This is a genomic window from Microbacterium sp. B35-04, from assembly GCF_010634885.1.
Taxonomy (GTDB): domain Bacteria; phylum Actinomycetota; class Actinomycetes; order Actinomycetales; family Microbacteriaceae; genus Microbacterium.
The window spans coordinates 1-13425 of the sequence record NZ_MWLP01000132.1 but is presented as its reverse complement, the minus strand read 5'-3'; the positions used below and the strand labels follow the sequence as shown (position 1 = coordinate 13425).

Annotated in this window: 12 protein-coding genes; 6 read left to right on the top strand and 6 right to left on the bottom strand. The window is 68.7% G+C overall.

Going from position 1 to position 13425, the window contains the following annotated elements; all coding sequences use genetic code 11:
• Positions 1 to 19: 19 nt before the first annotated feature.
• Positions 20 to 304, bottom strand: a complete 285-nt coding sequence (locus tag B1729_RS19705) for a DUF2277 domain-containing protein (RefSeq protein ID WP_163618095.1) — start codon at positions 302 to 304, stop codon at positions 20 to 22.
• A gap of 165 nt (positions 305 to 469) precedes the next feature.
• Entirely contained in the window at positions 470 to 1144 is a 675-nt protein-coding gene (locus B1729_RS19700) for a TetR/AcrR family transcriptional regulator (protein ID WP_163618096.1), read from the bottom strand.
• A gap of 87 nt (positions 1145 to 1231) precedes the next feature.
• Here B1729_RS19700 and B1729_RS19695 point away from each other — a divergent pair, with 87 nt between their 5' ends.
• The gene (locus tag B1729_RS19695) at positions 1232 to 2707 is read left to right on the top strand and encodes an MFS transporter (protein WP_239525913.1); all 1476 of its coding nucleotides are present in this window, start codon (positions 1232 to 1234) and stop codon (positions 2705 to 2707) included.
• Positions 2708 to 2818: 111 nt separating this feature from the next.
• On the opposite strand, the gene B1729_RS19690 is transcribed toward B1729_RS19695, so the two are convergent.
• The gene (locus B1729_RS19690) at positions 2819 to 3442 is read right to left on the bottom strand and encodes a TMEM175 family protein (RefSeq protein WP_163634513.1); all 624 of its coding nucleotides are present in this window, start codon (positions 3440 to 3442) and stop codon (positions 2819 to 2821) included.
• Between the two features lie 195 nt (positions 3443 to 3637).
• Here B1729_RS19690 and B1729_RS19685 point away from each other — a divergent pair, with 195 nt between their 5' ends.
• The gene (locus tag B1729_RS19685) at positions 3638 to 4741 is read left to right on the top strand and encodes an FAD-dependent oxidoreductase (RefSeq protein WP_163618098.1); all 1104 of its coding nucleotides are present in this window, start codon (positions 3638 to 3640) and stop codon (positions 4739 to 4741) included.
• 136 nt (positions 4742 to 4877) lie between these two features.
• Here the strand turns inward: B1729_RS19685 and B1729_RS19680 are convergent, their stop codons facing one another.
• Entirely contained in the window at positions 4878 to 5747 is an 870-nt protein-coding gene (locus B1729_RS19680; protein ID WP_163634511.1) for a DUF559 domain-containing protein, read from the bottom strand.
• A 253-nt stretch (positions 5748 to 6000) separates the two neighbouring features.
• Positions 6001 to 7503 carry an IMP dehydrogenase gene (guaB, locus tag B1729_RS19675; protein ID WP_163618099.1) on the bottom strand — a complete coding sequence of 501 codons (1503 nt, stop codon included), beginning with the start codon at positions 7501 to 7503 and terminating at the stop codon, positions 6001 to 6003.
• 393 nt (positions 7504 to 7896) lie between these two features.
• Between guaB and B1729_RS19670 the strand changes: the two genes are divergently transcribed.
• The 4 genes from B1729_RS19670 to B1729_RS19655 all read left to right on the top strand — a co-directional run bounded on the left by B1729_RS19670 (position 7897) and on the right by B1729_RS19655 (position 11923).
• A complete protein-coding gene (locus B1729_RS19670; RefSeq protein WP_239525919.1) occupies positions 7897 to 9204 on the top strand; it encodes a branched-chain amino acid ABC transporter permease in 1308 nt (435 codons plus the stop codon).
• A gap of 10 nt (positions 9205 to 9214) precedes the next feature.
• A complete protein-coding gene (locus B1729_RS19665; RefSeq protein WP_163618100.1) occupies positions 9215 to 10195 on the top strand; it encodes a branched-chain amino acid ABC transporter permease in 981 nt (326 codons plus the stop codon).
• A gap of 88 nt (positions 10196 to 10283) precedes the next feature.
• The gene (locus B1729_RS19660) at positions 10284 to 11186 is read left to right on the top strand and encodes an ABC transporter ATP-binding protein (RefSeq protein WP_239525930.1); all 903 of its coding nucleotides are present in this window, start codon (positions 10284 to 10286) and stop codon (positions 11184 to 11186) included.
• Positions 11183 to 11923, top strand: a complete 741-nt coding sequence (locus tag B1729_RS19655) for an ABC transporter ATP-binding protein (protein WP_163618102.1) — start codon at positions 11183 to 11185, stop codon at positions 11921 to 11923. Before B1729_RS19660 ends, B1729_RS19655 begins: the two co-directional genes overlap by 4 nt.
• Positions 11924 to 12220: 297 nt before the next feature.
• Here B1729_RS19655 and B1729_RS19650 read toward each other — a convergent pair.
• A partial coding sequence (locus B1729_RS19650) for an ABC transporter substrate-binding protein (RefSeq protein WP_163634509.1) occupies positions 12221 to 13425 on the bottom strand: 1205 nt, incomplete at its 5' end.

Below are 13425 nucleotides of genomic sequence, written 5' to 3'. Positions count from 1 at the left end.
CTCGCTCAACGACCGAGGCTCAGGCGGCGGGTGCGGCGTATCGACCCGACTTGATGGCCCGCTCGCGCGCCTTGGCGGCTTCTTCCTCGCGGTTCTTCGGCGGCGTCACCGCCACGAGGTCGTCGAGCAGGTGCTGCGTGATGTGCGTGATGTCGTGGACGGCACGGTCGAACGCCTCCTGGTTCGCCTTCGAGGGCTTCGTGGTGCCCGCGATCTTGCGCACGTACTGGAGGGCGGCCGCGTGCACCTCGTCAGAGCTCGCCGCGGGCTCGAAGTTGTGGAGCGTGTGGATGTTCCGGCACATGCCCCCGACGATACGCCGCGCCGCAGACGGCGGCCAAGGGGCGGCATCCGCTCGCGTGGCCCATCGAGAGCCCACGACCTCACCGAGATCACACGCCTCGCACACCGAACGACGTAGGCGCTCGGTGAGAGCACGGGCAGTCGACGGATGCCGCGGCCCCGGCTGTCACCAGCGCTCGGTGCCCCGAGGCAGGACGTCGAGCACGTGGGGCAGCTCGGTCGGGAAGCACGAACGGAACAGCTCGGTGATCTGCGGGTCCGAGCCGTAGTCGTCGACGATGCGCAGCCCGATCATCGTGCTGATGAGCATGCCCTCGGCCATGAAGGCGCGGGCCTCATCGGCGCTGAGCCCCATCTCGTCGCGGAAGAACCGCCAGACGGAGGCGAACCCGCGGCGCGCGGCGGCGCCGATGACCGGATTGCTGCCCAGGAGGTACGCGTGCGCGAGGGTCTGGTGCAGCCCTCGCACCTCGATCAGGTCGACGTAGGCCTGCCCGATGCGCTTGGCCGCGGTGGGGCCGTCGCCCTCGCCGTCGGCCCCGCCGTCATCCTCGGCGAGCGCGGCGCGGAACGCTGCGAGCAGCCGAGCCAGACCATCCTCGATCGCCGCGAGGAACAGGTTCTCCTTCGTACCGAACAGCCGCACGACGTACGGCTGGCTGACGCCGGCGGCGCGGGCGACCTCGTCGGTCGTCGCGCCCTCGTACCCGCGGGTGCCGAACACGGCCAGCGCGGCCACCAGGATCTGGCGGCGCCGCTCGTCGGACGACAGGCGCTTGCCGGTCTCGGCCGGCTCGTCGAGAGCGGCAGTGCCGCTCCCCTCGCGCTGCGCAGAAGTCATGCCCACAGTTTATCAGCGAATGACTTGACTTTGTAATCAGTCGATTACTACATTGTGGTAATCATTCGATTACAACCGGAGACTTTCATGACCGACACCTCCCTCGCCCCGCGCACGCGGCGACCGCGCCCGTTCGCGCTCGTGGTGGCCGCGGCATCCGTCCCGATGTTCATGGCCACGCTCGACAACCTCGTCATGACCAACGCCCTCCCCGTCCTGCACAGCGAGATGGGTGCGAGCGTCGAGGAGCTGCAGTGGTTCGTGAACGCGTACACGCTCGCGTTCGCCAGTGCGATCCTCATCGCCTCGGCGCTCGGCGACCGCTTCGGTCGGCGCACGCTGTTCGCGATCGGCATCGCGGTCTTCGGCGCGGGCTCCGTGCTCGCCGCTCTCAGCACCGATCCCGGCCAGCTCATCGCGGCCCGCGCCGTGCAGGGTCTCGGCGCGGCAGGCGTGATGCCGCTGTCGCTGGCGCTGTTGAGCGGCGCGGTCCCGCCCGCGCGACGGGCGCTCGCCATCGGCATCTGGGGCGGCGTCTCCGGGCTCGGTGTCGCCGTCGGGCCCCTCGTCGGCGGCGCGATCATGGAGGGCTGGGACTGGCAGGCGATCTTCTGGATCAACGTGCCCGTCGCCCTCATCGCGATTCCGCTCGCCTTGGTGGTACTCAACAACGACTTCGGCGCCCGCGCCCGCATCGACGTCCCCGGAGCAGTGCTCGCGGCGGCGGGAGTGCTGGCACTCGTCCACGCGATCGTGCGGGGCAACGACGACGGCTGGGACTCTGTGGGCGTCATCGTCGAGATCGTCGTCGGCGCGCTCCTCATCGCCGCGTTCCTGGTGTGGCAGATACGCGCGAAGGCCCCGCTCATGCCGCTGCGGCTGTTCCGCGACCGCTCGTTCTCGATCACGAACGTCGTCGGCTTCGCGTTCAGCTTCGGCACCTTCGGCTCGGTGTTCATCCTCATCCAGTACCTGCAGGTGGTGCAGGGCTCCACCCCGCTCGAGGCCGCCGTGCAGACCACGCCGTGGACGCTCGCGCCGATGATCGTCGCCCCGATCGCCGGCATCCTGGCGCCCCGCGTCGGCACGCGGGTGCTGCTGGTGCTCGGCCTCGCCCTGCAGGGTGCGGCGCTCACCTGGATCGCGGCGATCATGTCGACCGATCTCGACTACCCGGCGCTCATCGTCCCGTTCGTGATGGCCGGCGTCGGCATGGCGCTCGTGTTCGCCCCGTCGGCGACCGCCCTGCTCGCCACCCTCGGACTGGTCGACCACGCGAAGGCTTCGGGCGTGAACTCGACGGTCCGCGAACTCGGCGTCGCGCTCGGCACCGCCGTGATGACCGCGATCTTCGTGAGTGCCGGCGGCGAGCTCATGCCCGATCTCTACGTCGACGCGGCACGTCCGGCAGTGTTCACGGGTGCCGCGGTGCTCCTCGCCGCGACCGTCGTGGCGCTGTGGCTCCCGTCCGGCAAGGCGACGGATGCCGCTTCCGCCGGCACCGACGTCCCTCGTGGCGCCGAGACCGACGCAGAAGCGCTGGAGCCGGCCGCGTCACGTTGACCCCTCCGCACGTTGACATCACGTGCTCTCGCCGAAAGCACACGCGCCGCGCGTTCGCGGCGCGGACGCTCGATGGGAGCACGTGATGTCGACGTGCGAGAGCGCCCGCGATCAGTCGCCCTTGCCGCGCAGCACGCGGGTGAACAGGCCGTCGAACAGGAACAGCAGGAACGCGATCGACCCGATCCACGGCGACAGGATGACCACGGCGCCGCTGATCAGCAGAGCGCTGAGCGAGCCGCGACCGTAGGCGGCGGCATCCGCGGCGCTCATGTCGGGCAGCATGGTCTCGCGATGGCGGACCGCCCACTGCCACTGCACCCAGCTGACCAGGATGGCGAGGAAGAACGTGACCGGCATCGCGAGCCGGCCCGCATAGTACTGCTCGTACTCCGTCATCAGCCCGGTCGCGAACGGCACCAGCACGATGAAGAGCAGCCGCGCGTTGTTGAGCCACAGCATCACGGAATCCACGCGGGCGATGTGCTCGAACTGCTGCACGTGCACCATCCACAGGATGCACAGCAGCGCGAAGCTGAGCACGAAGTTGACGAACAGCTCGGACATGCCGCCCAGCGCCGACCACATGTCGTCGTCGGAGTCGACCTTGCCGAGCGTGTGCGTCGTCAGGTCGAGCACCAGGAGCGTCGCCGCGATCGCGAACACGCCGTCGGTGAAGGCCTCGAGGCGCGTCGTGCGCTGTGTCGCCGCAGGGTGCTGCCGCTGCCTGATCATGGCGCCAGGGTAGCGACACACGGCCGCACAGGCGGGGATCGCCGGCCGTCATACTCCGACTCCCCGCCCGGGGGGCTCGCGTGGGCTGCGCAAGGATGGGAGACGGATGCGGCAGCCCGCGCCTGCGACGGGCCACGCCTGCGACGGGCCCGCGTGTGCACCAGCCGTCCGGCACTCCAGACCCGGGGAGGACCCATGACCGAGCATGTTCCGTTTCTCGTCGTCGGCGGCGGGGCAATGGGCCTCGCGACAACGTGGCAGCTCGCACGGCGGGGACATCGCGTGCTGACGCTCGAGCGGTTCGAACGGGGCCACGCGCTCGGCGCCTCGCACGGCGCGACCCGCAACTTCAACAACGCCTACGCCGCCGGGCATTACCTCGACCTCCTCGGGCTGGCCCGTGCGGAGTGGGACGCCCTCGCGCACGCCACGGGTGAGCCGCTGCTGCGGCTGCACGGTCTCGTGACGCACGGCGACGACGTCCGCGTCGCCGGGACGTACGCGGCGCTGACCGCCCGCGGCGAGCGCGCGGCCGTGCTCGATAACGTCGAGGCTGCCCGCCGCTGGAGCGGCATGCGGTTCGCCGGCGATGTGCTGTTCACGCCCGACGCCGGAGTGGTGAGAGCCGCCGCCGCCCTCGAGGCGCTCGAACGGGGTGCTCGCGCCCGGGGCGCCGACGTCAGGTTCGGTCACGCGGTCGTCGGGCTGGAGGAGCACGCCGACCACGTGTCGGCGTCGGTGATCGCCGGCGACACCCGCTACGAGATCACCGCCGACGTGGTCGTCGTGACCGCGGGCGCGTGGACCTCGAAGGTGCTGCCACGGTTCCCACTCCCCCGGCTCACCGTCACCGAGGAGAGCCCTGCGCACTTCGCGCCGCGCGACTCTGCGCACCACTGGCCCTCGTTCAACCACCTGCTGCCGCGGCCGCCCTATCCGGGCAACGTCTACGGCATGCCGACGCCCGGTGAGGGCGTCAAGGTGGGGTTCCACCTCGTGGGGCCGGTCGTCGACCCCGACGCGCGGACACTGCGGCCGGTGCCCGAGCTCGCCGCGCGCCTGCGCGACTACGTCGAAGAGTGGATGCCGGGGCTCGACCCCGACACCGCGTCGCCGATCAGTTGTACCTACACCTCGACCGACAGCGAGGACTTCGTCCTCGACCGCCGTGGCCGCGTCGTGGTGGGCGCCGGGTTCTCCGGCCACGGTTTCAAGTTCACCCCGGCCGTCGGCTCGGTGCTCGCCGATCTCGCGACGGACGACACGGCACGGGCCGCCCGGGCCTTCCGGCTGCCCTGACCCGCCCAGGCCTTGTGCCTGCGAGTTCACAGACTTCGCAGAATCGCGCGAACCACGCAGGATTTCGGACGGTTACTGCGAGCACCGCGCATATCTGCGACATCGGTGAGCCGAGCTCACCGCCGCGCCCGGCATCTCAGCCCGCCAGGTGCAGCCGCGCAGCGACGGCGCGGCGGATCGTGCGTTCCACGAGGGCCCAGTCATGGACCACCTGCGCGTAGCTGAACCTGAGCACGGTGTACCCGCGGAGCCGCAGTTCGGCGTCGTGGGCGAGGTCTTTGGTGCGCTGCGCGCTCGACGAGTGGAACTCGTACCCGTCGATCTGCACGACGAGCCGGTCGCCGACGAGCACGTCGACGGGCCGCCCGGCGAGCACGATCTGCTGCCGGACCCCCAGTCCCCAGCGTCGCAGCGGCGTCACCACGAGCGTCTCGAGGCCGGAGTCGGACAGCCCGGTCACCGCCTCGGCGAGTTCGCGTGCGGCCCGGGAAGGCCACACGATCGCACGCAGCGCCTCAGCCGCGATGCGCTCGACGCGAGCGGCCGATTCCCAGAGCACCAGAGCCGTGTCGCGGTCGAGACACGCTGCGATATGGAGCAGCGCGTCCTCCACCGTCCCCTCGAGAGAGCGCGCCACGGGCGCGAGCGGCTTCGTCCAGTGCGTCACGCCGTCCCATGCGTCCGGGAGGCGCGTCGGACCCGACCCGGGCAACAGGTGCAGGTGCAGCTCCGACCCCACGGCCTCCGGCATCCACCACCCGCGCATTCTCGCGAGAGAGGTGCAGGTGACGCGGCCACCGGCGAAGGCGGCCGTGCGGAGCTCCTCGCGTGCGCAGGCGTGCGCGAGCCACGCGCGTCGGACGAGCACGCCGTCCCTGTTCCGCACGAAGGCGCGGATGACGGCGAGCGGGAAGCCGGCGCGAAGCGCGTCATCCCGCTGGACGATCCCGCCCTTCCCGACAAGCCATTCGAGCAGCTGTTCGCCGGTCTTCTTCACTACCGCCATGCGGCCAGCATGCGGGCTTCTCGATCGCGCGAGTCGCCGCGGGGACCGGATTATGGAGAAGTCCGGGCGACGTCCGATTGGGGAGGAACCGGGCCGGGCTCACAGACTTCGCAGAACAGCGCCGATCTCGGCGGGATCGGCGTGATTTCTGCGAGCTTCGCGCGAAAATGCGAAGTCTGTGAGACCGGCCCGCGCCCGCAGGGCCGCGAAACGACGGAGAGCGGATGCCGCGGCATCCGCGTCAGAACGGAGGTCAGCGCTTGTAGTTGGGGGCCTCGACGACGATCTGGACGTCGTGCGGGTGCGATTCCTTGAGGCCTGCGGGCGTGATGCGCACGAACTTGCCCTTGGACTTGAGCTCTTCGACCGTGCGGGCTCCGACGTAGAACATCGACTGGCGCAGGCCGCCGACGAGCTGGTAGGCGACCGCCGAGACGGGCCCGCGGTAGGCGACCTGACCTTCGATGCCCTCCGGGATGAGCTTGTCGTCGGTCGGGACATCCGCCTGGAAGTAGCGGTCCTTCGAGTACGACGTCTTCTTGCCGCGCGTCTGGAGGGCGCCGAGCGAGCCCATCCCGCGGTAGAGCTTGAACTGCTTGCCGCCCTGGAAGACGATCTCGCCCGGCGACTCGTCCGTTCCGGCGAGGAGTGAGCCGAGCATCACGGTGTCGGCGCCGGCGACCAGTGCCTTGGCGATGTCACCCGAGTACTGCAGGCCGCCATCGGCGATGATCGGGATGCCGGCCTCACGGGCCGCGAGCGAGGCCTCGTAGATCGCGGTGACCTGGGGCACACCGACGCCCGCGACGATGCGCGTGGTGCAGATGGAGCCGGGTCCGACGCCGACCTTGACCGCGTCCACACCCGCATCGATGAGCGCCTGCGCGCCCTCGCGCGTCGCGACGTTGCCGCCGATCACGTCGATCGCGGCGAACGACTCGTCGGCCTTGATGCGGCGGACCATGTCGATGACACCGGCGGACTGGCCGTTCGCGGTGTCGACGACGATCACGTCGACGCCGGCGTCGCGCAGGGCCTCGGCGCGCTGCCAGGCGTCGCCGAAGAAGCCGATGGCGGCGCCGACGCGCAGGCGGCCCTGCTCGTCCTTGGTCGCCAGCGGGTACTTCTCGCTCTTGTCGAAGTCTTTGATGGTGATGAGGCCGGCGAGCGTGCCGTCGTCCTCGAGGAGGGGAAGCTTCTCCACGCGGTGGTGGGCGAAGAGGGCGATGACCTCACCGGCGCTGATGCCGACCTTGCCGGTGACGAGGCCTTCGCTCGTCATGATGTCGCGCACCTTCGTGGTCTGGCGCTCGAAGCCCGAGACGAAGCGCATGTCGCGGTTCGTCACGATGCCCACGAGGCGGTTCTCCTCATCGACGACCGGGAGGCCGGAGATGCGGTACTGCGAGCACAGCGCGTCCACTTCGTCGATGGTGGCGTCGGGTGTGGTGGTGATCGGATCGGTGATCATGCCCGACTCGCTGCGCTTGACGCGATCCACCATCGACGCCTGCTCCTCGATGGAGAGGTTGCGGTGGATGATGCCCAGGCCACCCTCGCGTGCGATCGCGATGGCGAGGCGCGCCTCCGTGACGGTGTCCATCGCGGCGCTGAGGAGGGGCGTGGCCACGGTGATGCGGCGAGTGACCCGCGACGACGTGTCGGCCTCACTGGGGATGACGTCGGTGTGTCCCGGCAGCAGCAGGATGTCGTCGTAGGTCAGTCCGACGAAGCCGAAAGGGTCGTTGTGCTCCATGGGGGTCTCCTCGCGCGCGGCGCGTTGTTTCGGTGTGGACGACGACGGCCGGTGCGTTCGTGACGCTCCGTACTCGATTCTAAGCGTCGGATGGGGCCGTTTGTTCCCGCGGTAGACGGCACGCGCGAGCGCGTGCGCGAGCGCGCACACGCGTTGCCGCGGGGGCGCGACCCGGGGACGGGCGGGGCGCGAGCCGAGCACGCCGCGGGGGCGCGAACCGAGCATGCGGCGAGGGCACGATGCCCGGTTTCGATCGGATCACTTATCCACATGGTGGCGTAGGCGAAACAAGCGCGACACATTACGCTCGTACCGTCGAACATCACAGCCGATGCGACCCGAGCTTCGGTGTCCGCGTGGTGGCGAACTGGAGGTTCTGTGGGTCCTACGACTGTGACCACGAGACGTGTTGCAGGAGCGCGCGTCACAGCCGCACTCTTCGGACTGCTGCTCGTCGCGCTGGGGATGTTCGCTGGTGCGATCCCCGCGCACGCCGATGAAGACGATCCGTACCGGATCAGCGGCAATGTCCAACTGGACGGTGAGCCGCTCGAAGGAGTGGCGCTCACGGTCGACGGCCCCGGCGGTGAGCAGGAGGTCGAGACCGACGAGAACGGTCAATGGCGGGTCGGCGTCCCCGAGCGCGGCGAGACGTATGTCGTCACGCTCGACGAGGAGACCCTTCCCGAGGGCATCGTCGTGGTGGACCCCGAGGACGACAGCCCGAACGTCAAGGAAGTCGACATGGGGCAGGGCGGTCGAGCGACCGTCAACTTCTTCATCGGCGAAGGCGAGCGCAACGTCACGAGCTTCTTCGACCAGTTCGTGCAGCGCGTGGTGCAGGGGCTCAGCTTCGGTCTGATGCTCGCCCTCGCCGCCATCGGGCTCACGCTCGTGTACGGCACGACGGGCATCTCGAACTTCGCGCACGGCGAGATGGTGACATTCGGCGCGATCGCGGCGTTCCTGCTCGTCGGGCCCGCGACTCTGGCCCTCCCGCTGTGGTTGGGCTACCCGGTGGCCGTCATCCTCAGTGCCGCCCTCGGCCTCGTCCTGGACATGATCCTCTGGCGACCTCTGCGAAGGCGACGCGTCGGCGTGGTCCAGCTGATGATCGTCAGCATCGGGCTCTCGCTCGCGCTGCGCTACGTCTTCCAGCTGTTCATCGGTGGTGGCACACTGCAGCTTCCCGGGTCTGCCGAGGCGCAGATCCCGCTCTTCGGCGCCGTTCAGATGAGTGTCGTCGACATGGTGTCGCTCGCGATCTCGATCCTCGTCATCGTGGCCTTCGCGCTCTGGCTGACGCGGTCCCGCATCGGCAAGGCGACGCGTGCGATCTCCGACAACGCGTCGCTGGCGGAAGCCTCGGGCATCGACGTCGACGCCGTGGTGCGCGTCGTGTGGGTGGTTGCGGGCACGCTCGCCGGACTCGCGGGCATCCTGTACGCGTACTACCGCCCGGGCATCAAGTGGGACATGGGCGCGCAGATCCTGCTGCTCATGTTCGCCGCGGTCGTGCTCGGCGGCCTGGGCACGGCATACGGCGCCTTGGTCGGTGCACTGATCGTGGGAATCCTGGTGGAGGTCTCCAGCCTCTGGATCCCCGCCGACCTCAAGTACGCCAGCGCACTGTTCATCCTGATCGTCATCCTGCTGTTCCGACCACAGGGCATTCTCGGTCGACGCGAGCGAATCGGATAGGGACACACTCATGGACTTGCTTCAGATTCTCTCCAACACGGCCTCATCGATCCTCAGCCCGGCGACCATCGGCTACGCGCTGGCCGCACTCGGCCTCGCCGTGCACTTCGGCTACGCCGGCCTGATCAACATGGGCATCGCAGGCTTCATGGCCATCGGCGCCTACGGCTACGCGATCTCCATCCTCTCGTTCGACTTCCCCTGGTGGGGCGGCGCTCTGGTCGGACTCGGCGGTGCGGCGATCTTCGCGCTGATCCTCGGCATCCCGACCCTGCGTCTGCGGGGCGACTACCTCGCCATCGTGACCATCGCCGCGGCAGAAGTGGTGCGGCTGCTGTTCCTTACGACGGCGTTCGACGACATCACGGGATCCGCCGACGGCCTGAGCGGCTACCATGCCAGCTTCCGTGCCTCGAACCCCATCCCCGCCGGCGAATACGGCTTCGGCCCGTGGGTCTACAACGAGACCCAGTGGTGGGTGCGCATCATGGGGCTGATCACGCTGGCCATCGCGGCGCTCGTCGTGTGGATGATCACGCGCAGCCCGTGGGGACGTGCGCTCAAGGGCATCCGCGAAGACGAGGACGCTGTCCGATCGCTGGGCAAGAACGTGTTCGCCTACAAGATGCAGGCGCTCGTGCTCGGTGGCATGCTCGCCGCCGCCGGCGGCGTCGTCTACGCACTGCCGTCGGCCGTGAGCCCGGGCGTGTACGTCACGTCGCTGACGTTCTTCGTCTGGACCGCCCTTCTGCTGGGAGGCGCGGCCACCGTATTCGGGCCGATCCTCGGATCGGTCATCTTCTGGGGGCTGCAGACCTTCCTGTCCAACGTGCTCCCGGCGATGGCCCAAGCCGGGTGGCTGCTCGGCCTGAACCAGATCCAGGCAGGGTCGCTGCGCTTCATCCTCGTCGGAGTCGCGCTGATGCTGCTCGTGATCTTCATGCCGCAGGGACTCCTCGGCAACAAGAAGGAGCTGACCTTTGTCAAATGAAAGCGCTCCGGCGACCGGCACCGCGCCGGTCGCCCGCCCCAAGACCACCGGTCTTCACGTCGGCGAAGCCGGTCCCGGCGTCGCCAAAGTGGACCCGATCATCATCGCCGACGGCGTGCACCGCGCCTTCGGCGGCGTGACCGCCGTCGACGTCGAGCACCTCGAGATCCCGCGAGGAGCGATCACCGCCCTCATCGGCCCCAACGGCGCCGGCAAGACGACCCTCTTCAACCTGCTGACCGGGTTCGACAAGCCCGACCACGGCACGTGGACGTTCGACGGCAAGTCGCTGTCGGGTGTTCCCGCGTACAAGGTCTCGCGCCTGGGTCTGGTCCGCACGTTCCAGCTCACGAAGGCGCTCGGCCTGCTCACCGTCATGGAGAACATGAAGCTGGGCGCCAAGAACCAGCGCGGCGAGAAGTTCTGGGCGGGCATGATCCCAGCGCTCTGGCGATCGCAGGATGCCGAGCTCGAAGACCGCGCCATGGTACTGCTCGAGAGATTCAAGCTCGACGCCAAGGCCGACGACTTCGCCGCGAGCCTGTCGGGCGGTCAGCGCAAGCTGCTCGAGATGGCCCGATCCCTCATGACCGAGCCGACGCTGGTCATGCTCGACGAGCCGATGGCCGGAGTGAACCCCGCGCTGACGCAGTCGCTCCTCGACCACATCATCAACCTCAAGCAGGAGGGGATGACCGTGCTCTTCGTCGAGCACGACATGCACATGGTGCGCCACATCGCCGACTGGGTCGTCGTCATGGCCGAAGGCAAGATCGTGGCCGAGGGCGACCCGACGACGGTGATGAACAATCCCGCCGTCATCGACGCCTACCTGGGCGCCCATCAGGAGCTCGATCTTGGCGTGGTGACCGGTCGCATCGACGTGGTCCAGGCCGACCCGACGACCGATGCCCAGGCGTCCGCGACGACCAGTGCCGATCTGCTGGTCGATCAGGGCGTGGCCGAGGAAGAGAAGGAGGACGGCAAGTGACCGCTCCAACCGCGACGGGAACGCCCGTCGTCGTCGTCGACGAGGTTCACGCCGGCTATCTGCCGGGCGTGAACATCCTCAACGGCTGCAGTCTCGTCGCCCAAGAGGGTGAGCTCATCGGAATCATCGGCCCCAACGGCGCCGGAAAGTCGACGCTGCTGAAGGCGATCTTCGGCCAGGTGAACGTGCGCAAGGGCACGATCACCCTCGAGGGGGACGACATCACCGGGCTCCGGGCCAACAAGCTGGTCGCCCGTGGCGTGGGCTTCATCCCGCAGAACAACAACGTGTTCCCCAGCCTCACGATCGCCGAGAACCTGCAGATGGGTCTCTACCAGCGCCCGGGCGTCTACAAAGAGCGTCTGGAGTTCGTCACGGGCATCTTCTCCGAGCTGGGCACGCGCCTGAAGCAGCGCGCAGGGTCGCTCTCCGGCGGTGAGCGTCAGATGGTGGCGATGAGCCGCGCGCTGATGATGAATCCGAAGGTGCTGCTGCTCGATGAGCCGTCCGCCGGCCTGTCACCGGTCCGCCAGGACGAAGCGTTCATCCGGGTCTCCGAGATCAACAAGGCCGGGGTGACCTGCATCATGGTCGAGCAGAACGCCCGCCGCTGCCTGCAGATCTGCGACCGCGGTTACGTGCTCGACCAGGGCCGGGACGCGTACACCGGCACCGGTCGCGAACTGCTCAACGACCCCAAGGTCACCGAGCTCTACCTCGGGACGCTCGGCACGTAGCGCGCACGACACGCGACGAGGGGGACGGATGCCGCGGCATCCGTCCCCCTCTTCTTTGCGTCGTACGGCTTCGCCTGTCTCGGTCCGGCGTCTCGGGTCCGGCATCTGATCTCGGCTCCTGGCAGCTGGCGCCTGGCATCCGGCATCCATCCCCGCCGTCCGCCTATGCGCGGCCCTGCACATGCCCGGCACCCCGTCCGAGTGCGGAAGGTGTGAGGCGGACGCCCCACTCCCCTGCCGGGAAAACGGGAACGCCCCCGGGTCCGAGGACCCGGGGGCGTTCCGTGTGAGGGGTTCTCAGCCCTCGAACGGCGTGTACGTGTTGTCCGCACCGTACTGGTAGATGTTGATGAAGCCCTCGGTCGGGTCACCGACCTCGTTGAACGTCACCGGGCTGGAGACGCCGTCGTAGTCCGCGACGTCGCCCGCGAGGATGATGTCGGCGCATTCTTCGAACGACTCGCACTTCTGTCCGTCACCCGATCCTCCGGAGACCTCGATGAGCTTGTCCGCGATGTCGGCCGGGTCGGTCGACTGCGCGGCGAGCGAAGCGAGTCCGAGCAGGATGAGCGCGTCGAACGACTCGGGCGCGTAGGTGTAGTCCTTCAGCGGCTCGTCGCCCGACTCCTCCACGAAGGCGTCGAGCCCATCGATGAACTCCTGCACCTGCGCCGGCGTCGGGCCGGGGTAGGTGCCCTTCGCGCCCTCGAGCAGGCCCGCCGGGAAGTCGTCCTTGTACGACGCCATGTTGCCGTCGACGAGGTACAGGTTGTTCGGGTCGAAGCCGCGGTCCATCAGGGCCGGCAGGATGGTCTTCGCCTCGTCGAAGCTGACGACCGTGATCGCGTCGGGGTCGGCGGCCAGCACCTCGGAGATCTGGGCGTCGAACGACGTGTCGCCGTCGTTGTAGGTCGGAGCTGCGACGACCTCGCCGCCGGCGGCCTCGAACGACTCCGTGATGTAGCCGGCCAGACCGTTGCCGTACGCGTCGTTCAGCACGATCATGCCGAGGGTCTGGTGTCCCTCTTCGGCGACGAAGTTTCCGTGCACCTCGCCCTGCAGCACGTCGGACGGTGCGGTGCGGAAGTACAGTCCGTTGTCCTCGTACGTCGTGAACTGGTCGGAGGTGTTGGCCGGGGAGAAGAGGATGACACCCTCGCCGATGACCTGATCGATGAACTGCAGCGACACACCCGACGACGCGGCGCCGATGATGGCCGACGGGTCCTCAGCGAGGATGCGAGGAATCTCGGTCTCGTATGCCTTGTTGTCGAGGTTGCCGGAGTCGCCCCAGACCACCTCGACGCTGAGCCCGGTGGTCTCGGCGTACTCCTCGATGACCGACTGCGCATAGGCGACGCCTGCCTCCTCGGGCGGGCCGAGGAACGCCAGGTTGCCGGTCTGCGGCAGAGCGGTACCGATCTTGAGGCTCAATTCCTCGCCGGGTGCGGCGCTCTCGCTGGGTTCTTCGCCACCGGTGCCACCGCCGGCGCAGCCGGCGA

Bases quoted from the DNA above. Each gene is read 5' to 3' on its own strand.
- B1729_RS19705 (WP_163618095.1), bottom strand. From the start codon at position 304: ATGTGCCGGAACATCCACACGCTCCACAACTTCGAGCCCGCGGCGAGC.
- B1729_RS19700 (WP_163618096.1), bottom strand. From the start codon at position 1,144: ATGACTTCTGCGCAGCGCGAGGGGAGCGGCACTGCCGCTCTCGACGAG.
- B1729_RS19695 (WP_239525913.1), top strand. From the start codon at position 1,232: ATGACCGACACCTCCCTCGCCCCGCGCACGCGGCGACCGCGCCCGTTC.
- B1729_RS19690 (WP_163634513.1), bottom strand. From the start codon at position 3,442: ATGATCAGGCAGCGGCAGCACCCTGCGGCGACACAGCGCACGACGCGC.
- B1729_RS19685 (WP_163618098.1), top strand. From the start codon at position 3,638: ATGACCGAGCATGTTCCGTTTCTCGTCGTCGGCGGCGGGGCAATGGGC.
- B1729_RS19680 (WP_163634511.1), bottom strand. From the start codon at position 5,747: ATGGCGGTAGTGAAGAAGACCGGCGAACAGCTGCTCGAATGGCTTGTC.
- guaB (WP_163618099.1), bottom strand. From the start codon at position 7,503: ATGGAGCACAACGACCCTTTCGGCTTCGTCGGACTGACCTACGACGAC.
- B1729_RS19665 (WP_163618100.1), top strand. From the start codon at position 9,215: ATGGACTTGCTTCAGATTCTCTCCAACACGGCCTCATCGATCCTCAGC.